The 17,681-nt window shown below is 60.6% G+C and carries 20 protein-coding genes; 13 read left to right on the forward strand and 7 right to left on the reverse strand.

Annotated features, from left to right (window positions below; all coding sequences use genetic code 11):
- Positions 1 to 43: 43 nt before the first annotated feature.
- The 4 genes from moaC to K5E37_RS06890 all read left to right on the forward strand — a co-directional run bounded on the left by moaC (position 44) and on the right by K5E37_RS06890 (position 2,268).
- Complete coding sequence (moaC, locus tag K5E37_RS06875) at positions 44 to 517, forward strand: cyclic pyranopterin monophosphate synthase MoaC (protein ID WP_007957321.1); 474 nt, start codon at positions 44 to 46, stop codon at positions 515 to 517.
- Positions 514 to 756: a MoaD/ThiS family protein gene (locus K5E37_RS06880; RefSeq protein ID WP_064382453.1), complete on the forward strand. Its 243-nt coding sequence runs from the start codon at positions 514 to 516 to the stop codon at positions 754 to 756. The genes moaC and K5E37_RS06880 overlap by 4 nt, the downstream gene beginning before the upstream one ends.
- Before the next feature lie 3 nt (positions 757 to 759).
- A complete protein-coding gene (gene moaE / locus K5E37_RS06885; protein ID WP_221533435.1) occupies positions 760 to 1,212 on the forward strand; it encodes a molybdopterin synthase catalytic subunit MoaE in 453 nt (150 codons plus the stop codon).
- Positions 1,213 to 1,491: 279 nt separating this feature from the next.
- Positions 1,492 to 2,268 (forward strand): ABC transporter substrate-binding protein, encoded by a 777-nt coding sequence (locus tag K5E37_RS06890; RefSeq protein ID WP_085608145.1) that lies wholly within the window; start codon positions 1,492 to 1,494, stop codon positions 2,266 to 2,268.
- A 37-nt stretch (positions 2,269 to 2,305) separates the two neighbouring features.
- On the opposite strand, the gene K5E37_RS06895 is transcribed toward K5E37_RS06890, so the two are convergent.
- The 5 genes from K5E37_RS06895 to K5E37_RS06915 form a co-directional block, all read right to left on the reverse strand.
- The gene (locus K5E37_RS06895) at positions 2,306 to 2,947 is read right to left on the reverse strand and encodes a transcriptional regulator (RefSeq protein WP_085729709.1); all 642 of its coding nucleotides are present in this window, start codon (positions 2,945 to 2,947) and stop codon (positions 2,306 to 2,308) included.
- A 93-nt stretch (positions 2,948 to 3,040) separates the two neighbouring features.
- Positions 3,041 to 4,168 carry an FAD-binding oxidoreductase gene (locus K5E37_RS06900; protein WP_221533436.1) on the reverse strand — a complete coding sequence of 376 codons (1,128 nt, stop codon included), beginning with the start codon at positions 4,166 to 4,168 and terminating at the stop codon, positions 3,041 to 3,043.
- Positions 4,169 to 4,182: 14 nt separating this feature from the next.
- Positions 4,183 to 5,127 (reverse strand): ornithine cyclodeaminase family protein, encoded by a 945-nt coding sequence (locus K5E37_RS06905; protein ID WP_221533437.1) that lies wholly within the window; start codon positions 5,125 to 5,127, stop codon positions 4,183 to 4,185.
- Between the two features lie 125 nt (positions 5,128 to 5,252).
- Complete coding sequence (gene rhlB / locus K5E37_RS06910) at positions 5,253 to 6,731, reverse strand: ATP-dependent RNA helicase RhlB (protein WP_221533438.1); 1,479 nt, start codon at positions 6,729 to 6,731, stop codon at positions 5,253 to 5,255.
- A gap of 96 nt (positions 6,732 to 6,827) precedes the next feature.
- Positions 6,828 to 7,484 (reverse strand): alpha/beta hydrolase, encoded by a 657-nt coding sequence (locus K5E37_RS06915; protein WP_085608149.1) that lies wholly within the window; start codon positions 7,482 to 7,484, stop codon positions 6,828 to 6,830.
- A 467-nt stretch (positions 7,485 to 7,951) separates the two neighbouring features.
- Here K5E37_RS06915 and K5E37_RS06920 point away from each other — a divergent pair, with 467 nt between their 5' ends.
- The 4 genes from K5E37_RS06920 to K5E37_RS06935 all read left to right on the forward strand — a co-directional run bounded on the left by K5E37_RS06920 (position 7,952) and on the right by K5E37_RS06935 (position 12,114).
- Positions 7,952 to 8,983, forward strand: coding sequence for an amino acid ABC transporter substrate-binding protein (locus tag K5E37_RS06920; protein WP_007957332.1), 1,032 nt, complete (start codon positions 7,952 to 7,954; stop codon positions 8,981 to 8,983).
- 65 nt (positions 8,984 to 9,048) lie between these two features.
- Positions 9,049 to 10,230 carry an amino acid ABC transporter permease gene (locus tag K5E37_RS06925; protein ID WP_085608150.1) on the forward strand — a complete coding sequence of 394 codons (1,182 nt, stop codon included), beginning with the start codon at positions 9,049 to 9,051 and terminating at the stop codon, positions 10,228 to 10,230.
- Between the two features lie 10 nt (positions 10,231 to 10,240).
- On the forward strand, positions 10,241 to 11,338 hold the full coding sequence (locus tag K5E37_RS06930) for an amino acid ABC transporter permease (RefSeq protein ID WP_007957335.1): 1,098 nt from the start codon (positions 10,241 to 10,243) through the stop codon (positions 11,336 to 11,338).
- 11 nt (positions 11,339 to 11,349) lie between these two features.
- Entirely contained in the window at positions 11,350 to 12,114 is a 765-nt protein-coding gene (locus tag K5E37_RS06935) for an amino acid ABC transporter ATP-binding protein (RefSeq protein ID WP_007957337.1), read from the forward strand.
- Positions 12,115 to 12,166: 52 nt separating this feature from the next.
- Here the strand turns inward: K5E37_RS06935 and K5E37_RS06940 are convergent, their stop codons facing one another.
- The gene (locus K5E37_RS06940; RefSeq protein WP_127796992.1) at positions 12,167 to 12,652 is read right to left on the reverse strand and encodes a type II TA system antitoxin MqsA family protein; all 486 of its coding nucleotides are present in this window, start codon (positions 12,650 to 12,652) and stop codon (positions 12,167 to 12,169) included.
- Positions 12,649 to 12,960: a type II toxin-antitoxin system MqsR family toxin gene (locus tag K5E37_RS06945; RefSeq protein WP_221533439.1), complete on the reverse strand. Its 312-nt coding sequence runs from the start codon at positions 12,958 to 12,960 to the stop codon at positions 12,649 to 12,651. Before K5E37_RS06945 ends, K5E37_RS06940 begins: the two co-directional genes overlap by 4 nt.
- A 166-nt stretch (positions 12,961 to 13,126) precedes the next feature.
- On the opposite strand from K5E37_RS06945, the gene K5E37_RS06950 reads away from it, so the two are divergent.
- From K5E37_RS06950 to K5E37_RS06970, 5 genes are all read left to right on the forward strand, one after another.
- Positions 13,127 to 13,786 carry a FadR/GntR family transcriptional regulator gene (locus K5E37_RS06950; protein ID WP_221533440.1) on the forward strand — a complete coding sequence of 220 codons (660 nt, stop codon included), beginning with the start codon at positions 13,127 to 13,129 and terminating at the stop codon, positions 13,784 to 13,786.
- Entirely contained in the window at positions 13,776 to 15,080 is a 1,305-nt protein-coding gene (locus K5E37_RS06955) for a CynX/NimT family MFS transporter (protein ID WP_221533441.1), read from the forward strand. The genes K5E37_RS06950 and K5E37_RS06955 overlap by 11 nt, the downstream gene beginning before the upstream one ends.
- Positions 15,081 to 15,180: 100 nt before the next feature.
- Positions 15,181 to 15,654 (forward strand): nuclear transport factor 2 family protein, encoded by a 474-nt coding sequence (locus tag K5E37_RS06960; RefSeq protein ID WP_085608154.1) that lies wholly within the window; start codon positions 15,181 to 15,183, stop codon positions 15,652 to 15,654.
- Between the two features lie 39 nt (positions 15,655 to 15,693).
- Positions 15,694 to 15,996, forward strand: coding sequence for a GIY-YIG nuclease family protein (locus K5E37_RS06965; RefSeq protein ID WP_064593561.1), 303 nt, complete (start codon positions 15,694 to 15,696; stop codon positions 15,994 to 15,996).
- 726 nt (positions 15,997 to 16,722) lie between these two features.
- Entirely contained in the window at positions 16,723 to 17,658 is a 936-nt protein-coding gene (locus tag K5E37_RS06970; RefSeq protein WP_085608155.1) for a glutathione S-transferase family protein, read from the forward strand.
- Positions 17,659 to 17,681: the final 23 nt, after the last annotated feature.

A 17,681-nucleotide genomic window follows, 5' to 3' on the forward strand; every position in this document is an offset into this window, starting at 1 on the left:
ACCCCCAGGTTTACAATCGACGCTCCTGATCAGGAGTAATCCCGTGCTGACTCATCTCGATTCCCAAGGTCGCGCCAACATGGTCGACGTCACCGAAAAAGCCGTGACGTTCCGTGAAGCGACAGCCCAAGCGCTGGTGCGCATGCTGCCCGACACTCTGCAGATGATTGTCAGCGGCGGCCATCCCAAGGGCGACGTGTTCGCCGTGGCGCGCATTGCCGGCATTCAGGCGGCGAAGAAAACCAGTGACCTGATTCCCCTGTGCCATCCGCTGATGCTGACCGGCGTCAAGGTCGAACTCAGTGCCGAAGGCGATGACGCGGTGCGCATCGTGGCTCGCTGCAAATTGTCCGGGCAGACCGGCGTCGAGATGGAAGCGCTGACCGCCGCCAGCGTCGCCGCCCTGACCATCTACGACATGTGCAAGGCCGTGGACCGTGGCATGACCATCGAAAGCGTGCGTCTGCTGGAAAAGGTTGGCGGCAAGAGCGGGCATTTCCAGGCGGAGCAGCCATGAACCTGACCGTGAAGTTTTTTGCCCGCTACCGCGAGGCACTGGGCGTGGACTCGGTGAAGGTCGAGGGTGATTTCGCCACCGTCGATGACGTTCGTGCGTTGCTGGCGCAGCGTGAGGGCGCCGATGTGCTCAGCGAGCAAAACCTGATGTGCGCGCGCAACGAAGACCTCTGCCAGCTCGACGAACCGGTGGTCGATGGCGACGAAGTGGCGTTTTTTCCTACCGTGACCGGAGGCTGAGACATGCGCATTCGGGTGCAGTGCGAACCGTTCGATCCGGGCGCTGAAGTCAACGCGATGCACGCGGCCAATGTCGGCGTCGGCGCGGTGGTGAGCTTTGTCGGCTACGTGCGCGACTTCAACGATGGCCTCGATGTCGCCGGGATGTTCCTCGAACACTATCCGGGCATGACCGAAAAGGCCCTCGGCAAGATCGCCGTTGAAGCCGAACAGCGTTGGCCGCTGTTGAAGCTGGAAGTCCTGCACCGCATCGGCGCGCTGGAACCGGGTGAGCCGATCGTGTTTGTTGCCGCCGCCAGTGCCCATCGCCAGGCGGCGTTCGACGCCTGCGCCTTCGTCATGGACTACCTGAAAACCCGCGCGCCGTTCTGGAAGAAAGAGAACACCAGCGACGGCCCGCGCTGGGTTGAAGGTCGTGACAGCGATCATGCGGCGGCGGATCGCTGGAAGCAGTAATTCCTCTGTCGACTTAAAGTCAGTCTTCGCGAGCAAGCTCGCTCCCACAGGTTTTCGATGATCCTTGTGGGAGCGAGCTTGCTCGCGAAGTGGCCATCCGAATCACCAATTCCCTCAAGTTCACCTCCCCGACCATCGGCCAGAAATGATCGGTCTCGCCCAATTGACGGCTTGTACGTAAAAGTCCAGTATGGATTTACAAGTACAAAAAAGGTCTTTCCCCGTTTCAGCTTTTTCTTCTGTCTTGCCAAACCAACAACAACCCGCGAGAGAACGAACATGAAGAAATTCCCCCTCATCACCGGTCTGGCATTGAGCCTGTTGGCGTGCAGCAGTGCGTTCGCCGCCGAGAAAACCCTGCGCATCGGTATCGAAGCAGCCTATCCGCCTTTCGCCTCGAAGACCGACAAGGGTGAAATCGTCGGTTTCGACTACGACATCGGCAATGCCCTGTGCGCGCAGATGCAGGTCAAGTGCGTGTGGGTCGAGGGCGAGTTCGATGGTCTGATTCCTTCCCTGAAAGTGAAGAAAATCGACATGGCGCTGTCGTCCATGACTATCAACGAAGACCGCAAGAAGTCGGTGGACTTCACCCACAAGTACTATTTCACCTCGTCGCGGCTGGTGATGAAGGACGGCGCGAGCGTCGATGACCAGTACGCCAGCCTCAAGGGCAAGACCGTTGGCGTGCAGCGTGCGACCACCACCGACCGTTACGCGACCGAGGTGTTCGAGCCCAAGGGCATCAACGTCAAGCGTTACGGCAACAACGAAGAAATCTACATGGACCTGGCGGCCGGGCGTCTCGACGCGATCTTCGCCGACACCATCCCGCTGACCGACTTCCTGTCGATGCCGCGCGGCAAGGGCTACGCCTTCGTCGGGCCTGAGCTGAAGGATCCGAAATACGTGGGCGAGGGCGCGGGGATTGCGGTGCGCAAGGGCAACACCGAACTGGTCAGCCAGTTGAACACTGCCATCGACGGTATTCGCGCCAGTGGCGAATATCAGAAGATTTCCGAGAAGTATTTCAAGTCGGACATCTACGGCGACTAAATCTGAAGACCGTGCAGCCTTCGCAGGCTGCACGGTTTCAGCCCTTCAATTCCTTCAAATGCTTGTAAACCGTCGCCCGCCCCATGTTCAGCACATTGGCCACATAGTTCGAGGCGCTCTTGCCCTTGAACGCCCCTTCGGCGTGCAGCGCCAGCACCAGTTCGCGTTTGTGATCGCGGGTCAGCAGGTTCAGGCTCAGTTGCCGTTCCCGTAGCCAGGCGTGCAGGAAAGTGTTGATGCGCTCCTGCCAGTCATCGCGAAACAGCGAGTCCGGTTGCGGGATCAGTTTGCTCGGCGAGAGGAACAGGTCCAGCGCAGCCTTGGCATTTTCGAACAGCGAAATATTCAGGTTGATGCACAGCACCGCCAGCGGATGACCTTCGCTGTCGCGCAGCACGGTGCTCAGGCTGCGAATCTTCTGGCCGTCCCAGTTGAGCTTTTCGTACGGGCCGATGTTCCGTTCGCTGACGTCGTCGCTGAGCATGTCTTCCAGCGACGATTCATCGCCGATCACCCGTTTCGACAGGTTGTTGGCGATGTAGTCGACCTTCTGCGTGCGCAGGTCGTGCAGCACCACTTCGGCGTGGGGAAAGAACAGCGTGGCAATGGCGTCGGCGATGGCGTGGTAGTTGTCCAGCGCGGCGTCATTCAGCTCGGGCGTGTGTTCGGGGGCGGTCATAACTGTGGAGCTCCAGGCAACGTCAACGCCCCCGTGATCCGGGGGCGTTGCGAGTGTGCCGCAATCCGTCGGGCGCGTCATCCGGGCGGACGGTCAGACCAGGCGGGCAGGGGCAAGCATGACGGCGGTCAGGCCGAATTGCTTGAGGTGGTCAGGCAGCGATTCGCCACGCACCAGCGCCGCGCTGGCCTGGCCCATCGCCGGCGAAGTCTGGATGCCGTAACCGCCCTGGGCCGCGACCCAGAACAACCCCGGCACCTGCGGATCGAAGCCGGACAGCAAATCACCGTCGGCGACGAAACTGCGCAGGCCGGCCCAAGTGCGGGTCGGGCGGCGGATGGTCAGGGTCGTCGCTTCCTCGATCTGGTAAATGCCCATGGCGATGTCCAGTTCTTCCGGCTGCACGTCGTGGGGTTCGACCGGGTCGGCATTGGCCGGTGAGCCGAGGAACATCCCGGCGTCGGGCTTCATGTAGAAGGATTCGTCGAGGCTGACCAGCATCGGCCAGTGATGAATGTCCACGCCTTCGGGGCCGGCGAAGATGAACGCCGCGCGGCGTTTCGGTTGCAGGCCCAGCGGCTTGGCGCCGGCCAGTGCGCCGATCCTGTCGGCCCAGGCGCCTGCTGCGTTGATCACGATGGGCGCGCTGAAGGTCTGGCCGTTGGTCTGCACGTGCCAGATGCCGTCGGCATCGCGACTCAGCCCGAGCACTTCACAGTCGGTCTGCACCTGGCCGTTGTTGCGACGGATACCGCGCAGATAGCCCTGATGCAGGGCGTCGGTGTCGATGTCGCTGGCGGTGGGGTCGTAGATCGCACCATGGACTTTCTCCCGGCGCAGGATCGGCAGACGCGCGCAGGCTTCATCCGCGCTGAGCAACTGCATCTCCGGCACTGTGGCCTTGGCGCTGAGGTATTGATTGTTCAGCTCGGCGGCGTCGCCGGTGAAGTCCACGGTCATTTCGCCGCGTGGAGTCAGCAGCGGATGCTCGCAGAAGCCGCTGGGCGGATGGTCGAAGAATTCGCGGCTGGCCTGGGTCAGCGCCCGGACCTGCGGAGTGCCGTAAGCGGCGGTGAACAGCGCAGCCGAACGCCCGGTGGAGTGATAGGCCGGGTGCGACTCGCGCTCCAGCACCACGACCTTCCCGTGCTGCGATAGCCAGAAACCGGTGGACGCGCCGGCAATCCCGCCGCCGATGATGATGAAATCTGCATGACTCATGAAAATCTCCGGTGTCAGCGCTGCAATTGATAGACGGCGTTGGCCAGGGCGATGTCTTCCAGGCCCAGACCGATGGAGCGGAAAAACACGTGACGGTTGTAATCGGGGCGCTGCACTTTTTCGCTGAGCAGATCCGCCAGGTCACCGATGATCGCGTTGTTGTCCCAGCCATGTCGTTCGCTGGCGATCAGCATCTCGCCGGCCGAGCCCGGGGTGGTCAGACGATAGTCGCAGAACACCTGCATGTCGTTGAGGCTTTGCGGCGGCACTTCGTGGGCGCGCGGTGCGTTGGTGCTGATCGAGGTGATCAGCGCCGGTTTGCTCAAGGTTGCCGGGTCGATCACGGGGCCTGCGGACGAGGTGCAGAGCATGATCACGTCGGCCTCGGCGATGGCGGTTTCTCGGCTGTCGGCGATGTTCACCCGTGGATCGAGGGCTTGCAGTTGGCGGGCGGTGGCCGGGTCTTCGCTCAAGGTCGGCGAGTACACACTGATGCTCTGCCAGTCGCGCAACGTCTTGACGTAATGCAGGTGCGCCTGGGCGACCTTGCCGCTGCCGATGATTGCCAGACGCGCGGCCTTCAACGGGGCGAGGGCATCGACTGCGACGGCGGTGGTCGCAGCGGTTCGGGCGGTGGTCAGTTCGCCGGCATCGCAGAGCAGCAACGGCTGGCCGGTCTGCATCGACATCAGCAATGTCCACGCCGTCACCAGCGGGCCTTGTTCGCGAACGATGTAAGGCGAAGTCTTGACCCCGTACACGCCGTCTTCCGCCAGCACGCCCAGATAGTTGATGAAGTCCCCGGCACCCTGAGGGAATTCCACCAGTTGCTGCGCCGGTTGCACCGCATGCCCGGCCGCCAGATCACGGAACAGCTTGCGCAGGATCTGCGGCACATCGATCCGGGCCAACAGCTCGCGGGCCTGGGTTTGGTCGATCACGTAAGGCGTACTGGACATGTCGGACTCCGGAGACTGTTATTTAAACTAATTTGTCTATTATGGACTTTTAGTTTTTTTGAACAATATCCGGGCGAAAAAAAAGCGCAGTCCGTTGCCGGCTGCGCTTCTCTTTATGGCGTCGCTTACTGTGGACGCTTGCGCTCAACCGCCCGTAATAGATGGGTCGGCGGCGTTTCACAGCTGATTTTGCGACCAAGTTTTTCTTCGATGGACGGCAACTGATAAGAGTCGTCTTCACCGGCAAAGCTGATCGACACGCCGTCGGCGCCAGCCCGACCGGTACGGCCGATACGGTGCACGTAGTCGTCCGGGACTTCCGGCAGGGTGAAGTTGATCACGTGGCTGATGCCGTCGATGTGGATACCGCGACCGGCCACGTCGGTGGCGACCAGCACCCGGATCTTGCCTTCGCGGAAGCCTTCGAGCGTCTTGATCCGCTTGTGCTGCGGCACGTCGCCGGACAGCTGCGCGGCGTTGATGCCGTCACGCACCAGGCGTTCTTCGATACGACGCACTTCGTCCTTGCGGTTGGCGAACACGATCACACGCTCCCAACCGTTGTCGTTGACCAGGTTGAAGAGCAGTTTGTATTTGTCGGCACCGGCCACCGCGTAGATGTGCTGCTCGACGTTTTCGTTGGCCACGTTGGTGACCTCGATTTCGACGATCGCAGGATCAGTGGTCCACTGCTTGGCGAGGTTCATCACGTCATCGGTGAAGGTCGCGGAGAACAGCAGGGTCTGGCGTTCGCTTTTCGGCGGGGTCTGGCGAATGATCTGCCGGACCTGCGGGATGAAACCCATGTCGAGCATGCGGTCGGCTTCGTCCAGCACCATCACTTCGACCATGTCCAGATGCACGTCACCGCGCTGGTTGAAGTCGAGCAGGCGGCCCGGGGTCGCGACGAGGATGTCGCAATGGCGCGCTTCGAGGTGCTTGAGCTGCTTGTCGAAGTCCATCCCGCCGACGAACGTCATGACGTTGAGGCCGGTGTACTTGGTCAGGTCGGCGGCGTCCTTGGCGATCTGCACCACCAGCTCGCGGGTCGGCGCGATGATCAGCGCCCGTGGCTCGCCCATGTAGCGCTCTTTCGGCGGCGGGGTCTGCAACAGCTGGGTGATGATCGAGATCAGGAACGCGGCGGTCTTGCCGGTGCCGGTCTGGGCGCGGCCGATGGCGTCTTTGCCGGCGAGGGTGAAACCCAGCACCTGGGCCTGGATCGGCGTGCAATACGGGAAACCCAGGTCCTGAATGGCGTGCATCAGTTCCGGGGAGAGTTTGAAATCGTGGAAACGGGTCTTGCCTTCCTGCGGCTCGACGACGAAGTCTTCGAGTTTCCAGGGAATCACCGGCGCCTTGGGCTTGGGTTCGCGACGTGGTCTGGCCGGTTTCGGTGCTTCGCTGCGGGCCGGCTCGGTGGCGGGCCCGGCAGCTGGAGCGGGTTTTGGTTCGCGTTGCGACGTCGTGGCGGGCGTCTGGCGGTCGGCCTGGCTGGCATCGCTGCGATGACCGGGGGCGTGCGACGGCGCAGTGGGGACTGGCGCGAGCTGCTCAGCCTCGCTTTTACCGAACATTTTCTTGAGTGCTTTGAGCACGGTCATCTCATCAATTGGTTAAGGAATGTACGCCGGCCAGTGTAATGCAAGAAGCGGGCGCGGCGTAGTGGGATGATCAAAGGGCGACCCTTGTCGGAATTGTCAGCGCAGGCGTTCGCTCAACCATGTGCCGATGTCGCGAATTTCTTCGGGTAACACTTCGTGCTCCATTGGGTATTCCTGCCATGTCACGGTGACACCATGGGCCTTGAGATACTCATAAGCCGTGCGTCCCATCGAGTTCTGCACCACGTTGTCGAACTGGCCGTGCAGCGACAGCACCGGAATCCGCTGCTGGCTGGCGGACAACTCCAGTTCATCGCTGAAGGTCGGCGCGTATGTCGATAATGCCAGCACCCCGCCCAACGGTCCCTGCCATTTCAGAAACGCGGTGTGATAGACCACGGCGCCGCCCTGGGAAAAACCGGCGAGGAAAATTCGCGAGGCGTCTATTCCGCTGCTTCGCTGTTCTTCGATCAATTCGATGATGCGGTCGGCGGACGCTTCCAGCTCGTCGCGGTCGATCGCCCGGGCCGGGCTCATGGCTTTGATGTCGTACCAGCTCGGCATGGCATATCCGCCATTTATCGTCACCGGACGGGTCGGCGCCTGGGGCAGGACGAAACGCGTGCTCAGCAGGATTTCCTGAAGCGCTTCGGCCACCGGCAGAAAGTCGTAGCGGTCGGCGCCGAGGCCGTGCAGCCAGATCACGCAAGCGTCTGCGGGCTTAACAGGCTGAAGAATCAAGGGCTCGGTCATGGCTGCTCCAATTGTGTGCGGGCGCTCTCATTGAGTGCGTGATTTGCGTGCGCGCCCGGTTGATCCGTTAAGAAGATGTCGCAAGGCTGCAAGTTTTGCTATTGACCTGTCACTCAATCGCTTCAGCTGCCGGTGTGGTACGGGCTTTGCTATGAGGTAGTCGTGCAATCGATCTCGCGCCTGGCGGTAACACTATCAGTGAACGCCTGGCGACGGGATAGCAAAGAATCCGGTGATGGATGTTCGCCAATGGCCGCAACGGGCTTAGCGAACGTGAAAGGGCTACCGCCCGTTCGGCCGACTGGTGAGAAGTGAGTTGTCCATGATGTGGATTTTCTCCTACTAGACTCATAGCGAAGGTCCTGCGTCGGTTGACCCCAAAAAAAGCCAACACGGGTCAACAACGCCTCAAAAGGGTGCGACTGGACTCAAGCTCCGACACAACAAGAGCAAAACTGGAGGTTTGAATGAAGATGTTGAAATCCACTCTGGCGATCGTGACTGCTGCTGCAGTACTGGGTGTCAGCGGGTTCGCTCAGGCGGGTGCAACCCTGGATGCAGTGAAGAAGAAAGGATTCGTGCAGTGCGGCGTCAGCGATGGCTTGCCAGGCTTCTCGGTTCCGGATTCCACCGGCAAGATCGTGGGTATCGATGCTGACGTCTGCCGCGCCGTGGCCGCTGCCGTGTTCGGCGACGCGACCAAGGTCAAGTTCAGTCAGTTGAACGCCAAGGAGCGTTTCACCGCTCTGCAGTCCGGCGAGATCGACATTCTGTCGCGCAACACCACCATGACCAGCTCCCGTGACGCGGGCATGGGCCTGAAATTCCCGGGCTTCATTACCTACTACGACGGCATCGGCTTCCTGGTAAACAACAAGCTGGGCGTGAAGAGTGCCAAAGAGCTGGACGGTGCAACCATCTGCATCCAGGCCGGTACCACCACCGAGCTGAACGTTTCCGACTACTTCCGCGGCAACGGTCTGAAATACACCCCGATCACTTTCGACACCTCCGATGAAAGCGCCAAGTCGCTGGAGTCCGGTCGTTGCGACGTGCTGACCTCCGACAAATCCCAGCTGTTCGCCCAGCGCAGCAAGCTGGCTTCGCCGAAGGATTATGTAGTTCTGCCGGAAACCATTTCCAAGGAGCCTCTGGGCCCGGTCGTGCGTAACGGCGACGACGAGTGGCTGGCCATCGTGCGTTGGGTTGGCTACGCGCTGCTGAACACCGAAGAAGCCGGCATCTCTTCGAAGAACGTCGAAGCTGAAGCCAAAGCGACCAAGAACCCGGATGTCGCTCGTATGCTCGGTGCAGACGGCGAATACGGCAAAGACCTGAAACTGCCGAAGGACTGGGTCGTACAGATCGTCAAGCAAGTCGGCAACTACGGCGAAATCTTCGAGAAAAACCTCGGCAAGAGCACTCCGCTGGAAATCGACCGCGGCCTGAACGCGCTGTGGAACAACGGCGGCATTCAATACGCACCACCAGTGCGCTGATGGTTCTGTCACCCGGCAGGCCAACTGCCGGGTGACGTTCTGTTCCATTATTTCCGGGGCACTTCATGCAAAATTCAATCGGCGCACCAAAGCAGAGGCTCAGCCTCAGCGATCCACGAGTGCGTGCGTGGGTATTTCAGATCATCACCATCGTGGCGGTGGTCTCCCTGGGCTGGTATCTGTTCGATAACACCCAGACCAACCTGCAACACCGGGGTATCACTTCGGGGTTCGACTTTCTCGAGCGCAGTGCCGGGTTCGGCATCGCTCAACACCTGATCTCCTACACCGAAGCGGACAGTTATGCCCGGGTGTTTGTCATCGGCCTGCTCAACACGCTGCTGGTGACCTTCATCGGTGTGATCCTGGCCACGATCCTCGGCTTCATCGTCGGCGTGGCGCGCCTGTCGAAGAACTGGATCATCGCCAAACTGGCAACGGTGTACGTGGAGGTTTTCCGTAACATCCCGCCACTGCTGCAGATCCTGTTCTGGTACTTCGCGGTGTTCCTGACCATGCCGGGGCCGCGCAACAGCCACAACTTCGGCGATACCTTCTTCGTCAGCAGCCGTGGCCTGAACATGCCGGCCGCGCAAATGGCCGACGGTTTCTGGGCGTTTGTGGTCAGCATCGTGGTGGCCATCGTCGCCATCGTGCTGATGAGCCGTTGGGCCAACAAGCGATTTGAAGCCACTGGCGAGCCGTTCCACAAGTTCTGGGCCGGTCTGGCCTTGTTCCTGGTGATCCCGGCGGTGTGCGCGCTGATCTTCGGTGCCCCCGTGCACTGGGAAATGCCGAAGCTGCAAGGCTTCAACTTCGTCGGTGGCTGGGTGCTGATTCCGGAACTGCTGGCCTTGACCCTGGCGCTGACGGTGTACACCGCGGCGTTCATCGCCGAGATCGTGCGTTCGGGCATCAAGTCGGTCAGCCACGGCCAGACCGAGGCGGCGCATTCGCTCGGCCTGCGCAACGGCCCGACCCTGCGCAAGGTGATCATTCCGCAAGCGCTGCGGGTCATCATCCCGCCGCTGACCAGCCAATACCTGAACCTGGCGAAGAACTCTTCGCTGGCGGCCGGTATCGGTTATCCGGAAATGGTTTCGCTGTTCGCCGGCACCGTGCTGAACCAGACCGGTCAGGCGATCGAAGTCATTGCCATCACCATGAGCGTGTACCTGGCGATCAGCATCAGCATTTCCCTGCTGATGAACTGGTACAACAAGCGCATCGCGCTGATCGAGCGGTAAGGAATAGCGCATGAGTACTCATACTTTCAAACCCGACATGCCACCGCCGGCCAAGGTCTTCGGCCCGATGGCGTGGATCCGCGCGAACATGTTCTCCAGCTGGCTCAACACCCTGCTGACCCTGTTCGCGTTCTATCTGATCTACCTGGTGATTCCGCCGATCCTCAGCTGGGCGATCATCGATGCCAACTGGGTCGGCACCACCCGCGCCGACTGCACCAAGGACGGCGCCTGCTGGGTCTTCATCCAGCAGCGTTTCGGTCAGTTCATGTACGGCTACTACCCGCCGGAACTGCGCTGGCGCGTGGACCTGACCGTGTGGCTGGCGGTCATCGGCGTGGCGCCCTTGTTCATCAAGCGCGTGGCGCACAAGGCGGTGTACGGCCTGAGCTTCCTGGTGGTCTACCCGATCGTTGCCTGGTGCCTGCTGCATGGCGGCGTCTTCGGCCTCGACACCGTGGCGACCAGCCAGTGGGGCGGTCTCATGCTGACCCTGGTGATCGCGACTGTCGGCATCGCCGGTGCGTTGCCGCTGGGGATTGTCCTGGCGCTGGGCCGACGCTCGAACATGCCGGCGATCCGAGTGGTCTGCGTGACCTTCATCGAGTTCTGGCGCGGCGTGCCGTTGATCACGGTGCTGTTCATGTCCTCGGTGATGCTGCCGCTGTTCCTGCCTGAAGGCATGAACTTCGACAAGCTGCTGCGGGCGCTGATCGGCGTGATCCTGTTCCAGTCGGCGTACGTCGCCGAGGTGGTGCGCGGCGGTCTGCAAGCGATCCCCAAGGGCCAGTACGAAGCCGCGGCCGCGATGGGTCTCGGTTACTGGCGCGCCATGGGCCTGGTGATTCTGCCGCAAGCCCTGAAGCTGGTGATTCCCGGCATCGTCAACACCTTCATCGCGCTGTTCAAGGACACCAGCCTGGTGATCATCATCGGCCTTTTTGACCTGCTCAACAGCGTCAAGCAAGCCGCTGCCGATCCGAAATGGCTGGGCATGGCCACCGAAGGCTACGTGTTCGCCGCCCTGGTGTTCTGGATTTTCTGTTTTGGTATGTCGCGCTATTCCATGCACCTGGAACGCAAGCTCGACACTGGCCACAAGCGTTAGGAGTTTTTTCGATGAGCGAAGCAATCAAAAAGCCAGTGGGCCCTGAAGGCATCATTCAGATGCAGGGCGTGAACAAGTGGTACGGCCAGTTCCACGTGCTGAAAGACATCAACCTCAACGTGCGTCAGGGCGAGCGTATCGTGCTGTGCGGCCCGTCGGGTTCCGGCAAGTCCACCACCATCCGCTGCCTCAACCGTCTGGAAGAGCACCAGCAGGGCCGCATCGTGGTCGATGGCGTGGAGCTGACCAACGACCTCAAGCAGATCGAAGCGATCCGCCGTGAAGTCGGCATGGTGTTCCAGCACTTCAACCTGTTCCCGCACCTGACCATCCTGCAGAACTGCACCCTGGCGCCGATGTGGGTACGCAAGATGCCCAAGCGCAAGGCCGAGGAAATCGCCATGCATTACCTGGAACGCGTACGCATTCCGGAGCAGGCGCACAAGTACCCGGGGCAATTGTCCGGCGGTCAGCAGCAGCGTGTGGCGATCGCCCGCGCGTTGTGCATGAAACCGAAAATCATGCTGTTCGACGAACCGACCTCGGCACTCGACCCGGAGATGGTGAAAGAGGTGCTCGACACCATGATCGGCCTGGCCGAAGACGGCATGACCATGCTCTGCGTGACCCACGAAATGGGCTTCGCCCGCACCGTGGCCAACCGCGTGATCTTCATGGACAAGGGCGAAATCGTTGAGCAGGCGGCGCCGAACGACTTCTTCGACAATCCACAGAATGATCGTACGAAGCTGTTCCTGAGTCAGATCCTGCATTGAGATCTGATGAATAAAATAAACCCGGCCTTGTGCCGGGTTTGTTTTTTGTGGGTCAGGAGGCGGTGAGGGCTTCTTGTTCTTTGTGCTCGGTGAACTTGAAAGCCCCTCTCAAATCAGCCCCTTCGGCCAGGTTTCTCGCGTCGGCAAGCAAGTGTGGATAGCGATCCAGCAAACGCATGAGCAGCATCAATGCTTTCGGCGGAAGTACCTCGCCGCGTTCGTATCGTGAAAATGCGTTGTGACCGCCTCCAGAAAGCAATTGCACCGTTTCCTTTTGCGTCAGATGCAGTTTGCGGCGGATCCTTTTCATTTCGTTACCTATCATTTTTCTACAGGCGAGAACGAGTTCATCGCATGCATCCGAATAGCGCTGCCCGCACTCGTCATCCAATTCGACCTCGCCGCACTTCTGGCACTCCCAGCCCGACAAGTCGTCGATGCGACGCTCCATTCCCTTGGCGCTCAAGGTTTCGCCTCGACCTTTGAAATGCACCATGCCTTCCGGGGCGCCGCAACTGAAACACTGCTGCGTGTTCATGAATTGTTCTCCTTGAAGGAGATCACGGGTGGGCGCCTGTCGTAGTGATAGGACACCTTGATGTAAATCTCCAAACCATGTGATTGGATGTGATAGACGTCTTGCCAGATACGATGGTCGTCATAAGTCGTCATCGATTTGTACAACATGCCGCGCTGCAGTCTGAGAACGATTTCCTGCATTTCTGCGAGACTCAGTTCAAGTGCTGTCCCAGTCTTTCTCGCCGTGTGCGTGAATGCTTTCCAACCGAGTCGCCTAACATCCGCCTTGATCACCACCAAGTCGTAATGGGGTGTGTTCTTTTCCATAAGAAACCAAAACCCTGTCCCTGAAATTACCCTTAAAGGGTAATTTTGACTAATCGAAAATCCCGCTCCATTTGCCCCTCTCTGACCCTAGGTGGTTGCCGTCCTACACGGAGCTGACTAACATGTCAGAAAATTCATCCCATGATTGGATGAAAGGGCGAATCCTATGTCAGACATTTCTCCACTCATTAAGCGATCCCTGGTCGATCAGGCCCTGGATCAGTTGCGCCAGCGCATCACCGACGGCACGTGGCAGGTCGGTCAGCGTTTGCCGACCGAGCCCGAGCTGTGTGCCGAGCTCGGCATCAGCCGCAACACCGTGCGCGAGGCGATGCGGGTGCTGGCGTTTTCCGGGTTGATCGAAATTCGTCAGGGTGACGGCAGTTACCTGCGGGCGGTGGTCGATCCGATGGACACGCTCAAGGCGCTGTCCAAATGCTCGCTTGATCAGGCCCGGGAAACCCGGCACATCCTTGAAGTCGAGGCCATCGGCCTGGCGGCCTTGCGCCGGACCGATGAAGACCTCGTCGCACTGCGTGAGGCGCTGGGTGTCGCCGGCCGCCACTACCACGGCGACCTCGACAGTTACATCCGCTGCGATCTGGTGTTTCACCGCCGTCTGGTGGACGCCGCGCACAACCCGACCCTCAGCGAGCTGTATCGCTATTTTTCCAGCATCGTCGGTGCGCAATTGCGCCAGACCCTGAACATCGTTCCCCGTCGACAGGAAGTCTTCGATTTGCACGTCGCCTTGCTTGAGGCTGTCGAGCAGCGCGATCCGGAGCGGGCCAAAGCCCTGTCGAGGCAGTTGATCAATGAACCTTGAAACCGAGAAAACCATGTCCCGCCCAGAAGTCTCCACAGCACCCGTTCGCAAGGCCGAGCTCGAAGAGTTGTTGATCGATGCCGAAGCCGATGACGAACAGGTGCAGCAAAGCCACCCGCTGGTACGGCGTCCGTGGCTGTTGCTGCTGGGGTTGATTCTGGTGGCGCTGAACCTGCGACCGGCGCTGTCGAGCATGGCGCCGCTGCTCAGTGAAGTGTCGAAAAGCCTTGGCTTGTCTGCTGCTCAGGCGGGATTGCTGACGACGTTGCCGGTGCTTTGCCTCGGTCTGTTCGCCCCGCTGGCCCCGATACTCGCGCGGCGTTTCGGTGCCGAGCGGGTGGTCTTGGGGATTCTTCTGACACTGGCCGGCGGCATCATCCTGCGCAGCAACTTCGGTGAAATCGGTCTGTTCGCCGGCAGCGTGCTGGGCGGCGCGAGCATCGGCATCATCGGCGTCTTGCTGCCGGGCATCGTCAAGCGTGACTTCGCCAAGCATGCCGGCACCATGACCGGCGTCTACACCATGGCCCTGTGCCTGGGCGCGGCGATGGCGGCGGGTTCCAGTGTGCCGCTGAGCGAACACTTCGATCACAGCTGGGCCATGGGCCTGGGTTTCTGGGTGATTCCGGCGCTGGTGGCGGCAGTGTTCTGGCTGCCGCAAATCGGCCAGAAGCACGGCGCGCACAATGTCGCGTATCGAGTGCGCGGTCTGCTGCGTGATCCGCTGGCCTGGCAGGTGACCTTGTACATGGGCCTGCAATCGTCGCTGGCCTACATCGTGTTCGGCTGGTTGCCGTCGATCCTTATAGGTCGCGGGCTGACGCCGACCCAGGCCGGCCTGGTGCTGTCCGGTTCGGTGATCATCCAGCTCGCCAGCTCCCTGGCGGCACCGTGGCTGGCCACGCGCGGCAAGGATCAGCGGCTGGCGATCGTGGTGGTGATGGCGCTGACCCTCGGCGGCCTGTTCGGTTGCCTCTACGCGCCGATCGAAGGCCTGTGGGGCTGGGCGATCCTGCTGGGCCTGGGGCAGGGTGGTACGTTCAGCCTGGCGCTGACCCTGATCGTGCTTCGCTCGCGGGATTCCCATGTCGCGGCGAACCTGTCGAGCATGTCCCAGGGCTTCGGCTACACCCTCGCGTCCATGGGGCCGTTCGCGGTCGGCGTCGTGCATGACTGGACCGGTGGCTGGAACGCCGTGGGCTGGATCTTCGGCATTATCGGTGCCGGGGCAATCCTCGCCGGCCTCGGTGCCGGACGTGCGCTGTACGTGCAGGTGGCAAGCGAAAAGGTCTGATACGCACACACTGTCGGTATTCGGAATGCGAATGCCGATAGTGTTTCGGGCGTTTGCGGATTATCGTGCTGGCAATCTGTACCTTTCCTGGAGATTGCCCATGAGTGAAGAAGCCCACAGCGCCCTGATCACCCGTTTCTACCAGGCTTTCCAGCGCCTCGACGCCGAGGCCATGGCCGCCTGCTACACCGACGACGTGGTGTTCAGCGATCCGGCCTTCGGCGAGCTGCGCGGCCGCGATGCCGGCGACATGTGGCGCATGCTCACCACCCGGGCCAAGGACTTCTCCCTGACTTTCGACAACGTCCGCGCCGACGAGCGCAGCGGCGGCGCCCACTGGGTGGCGACCTACCTGTTCAGCCAGACCGGCAACATCGTGATCAACGACATCCAGGCACGTTTCGTCTTCCGTGACGGCAAGATCTGCGAACACCACGACCACTTCGACTTGTGGCGCTGGTCGCGGCAGGCGCTGGGCTTCAAGGGCCTGCTCCTTGGCTGGACGCCGCTGGTGCGCAACGCCGTCCGCGCCCAGGCGCTGAAAGGGCTGAAGGCATTTCAGGCGAGTCGCTGATAAGATCGCGGCCTGTTTTCCTTACGCCTGAATTGTCCCGTGACCAGCCTCAGCGAAAATCCTCTCGATGCCGACGTTCCAGTGAGCAAGTCCTGGTTCGTCTACCTCGTACGCGCCGCCAACGGTTCGCTGTACTGCGGGATCAGCGATGATCCCGTGCGCCGCTTCGCCAAGCATCAGAGTGGCAAAGGGGCGCGATTCTTTCTCTCAAGCCCGGCGATGGCGCTGGTCTACACCGAGCGTTGTCGCGACAAGGGTGATGCGTTGCGTCAGGAGCGGTTGATCAAGAAGCTCAGGAAGAGTGCGAAGGAATGTCTGGTGGCGTCTTATCGCCCGGACTGAATAAGCCCTCAAACCTTATAGATATCCCTTCCGTGGAGGAGGCACGTTGCATAAACGACAGGCAAGAAAAAACCGCCCTTGTAGGCGGTTTTTTCTGTAAACCTCGGTTTGCGGCCGGGGTTTATTGCATCTCACTGGATACACTGGCGCAGGCCAAGAGTATTCGTCTTTACGTCCCCAGGCAAGCCTTGAAACACCCATTCCAGAGAATGCGATTTTGAGCTCATTTGTTTAAATGACGGTATAGCAATCCGATTACTATTCGTCCGCTCGCATGCCAATGCAGCTTTGAGGTCTGGCTGATCGACGTAACGGTTTCATGCCCTCTGACATGGGGTTGCTCCCGTGCCGGAATGATTTTTCAGGGGGATCACAACCGGCCGCCTCATTGGATACATTGGCGTGTATTCCGAAGGCGTACGTGGTCCGGTAAGCACGCTGGAGGTTTGGCCCCCCACCGGAGGTCAAAACGTATGAAGCTTTTGCTGCGTACTCTGAGCCTCGTATGGAGGTCGTTCAAAGCGTTTCGCTTTTACGAGTTCCTGCGAGATCACTTCGATGACCTGATGTAGGGTCATTGATGTGGGAAGCCGTCTCAGCCTTGGCTGAGGCGGTTTTTTAGTGCCTTATCAACCTGACTGATCAGTTCCCATCAGCCGGATCCGTAGGCTGCGAACGAATTGCGCGCTAAGCTGCTGGCTCACTTTCTGTGCGGCGGAGCCGAGCATGTCCGAGTTGATTCTGCATCATTACCCGACCTCTCCATTCGCCGAAAAGGCCCGGCTGCTGTTGGGTTTCAAGGGTTTGTCCTGGCGTTCGGTGCACATCTCGCCGGTGATGCCGAAACCGGATCTGACCGCCCTGACCGGTGGCTACCGCAAGACCCCGGTGTTGCAGATCGGCGCCGATATCTATTGCGACACCGCGCTGATCGCCCGCCGCCTCGAGCAGGAAAAGGCCCAGCCTTCATTCTTCCCGGAAGGTCAGGAAATGATCGCCGCCAGTTTCGCCGCCTGGGCCGATTCGGTGGTGTTCCAGCACGCGGTGAGCCTGGTGTTCCAGCCGGAATCGGTGGCAGTGCGTTTCGGCAAGTTGCCGCCGGAAGCGATCAAGGCGTTCCTCGCAGATCGGGCCGGACTGTTCAGCGGTGGCAGCGCGACCAGGCTGTCAGCCGAGCAGGCCAAGCACAATTGGCCGACCCTCATGGCGCGTCTGGAGCAACAGTTGCAGCGTGAAGACGGTGACTTCCTGTTCGGTGAACCGTCGATTGCCGACTTCGCCATGGCTCATCCGCTGTGGTTCCTCAAGGCCACTCACGTGACGGCGCCTTTGGTGGATGCTTATCCGGCGGTGTCGGCGTGGCTGGGGCGTGTGCTCGGTTTTGGCCATGGCGCGGCCAGCGAGATGAGTTCGGAGGAAGCACTGGAGATCGCGCGCAGCTCGACGCCTGCGGCGTTGCCGGACGAGGAATTCACTGATCCGAACGGGTTCGTGGCAGGTCAGCAGGTGCTGATCGCCGCGACAGACTACGGCGTTGATCCGGTGGCCGGTGAGCTGGTGTTTGCCGGTCGAGAGGAGATGATCCTGCGTCGTGAAGACGAACGTGGCGGGTTGGTGCATGTGCACTTCCCGCGTTTCGGTTTCCGAATCGAGAAACGCTGAAACAACTGAGGGAGCCGAATGGC

The organism is Pseudomonas sp. RIT778 (assembly GCF_019718735.1).
Classification (GTDB): Bacteria; Pseudomonadota; Gammaproteobacteria; order Pseudomonadales; family Pseudomonadaceae; genus Aquipseudomonas; species Aquipseudomonas aphyarum.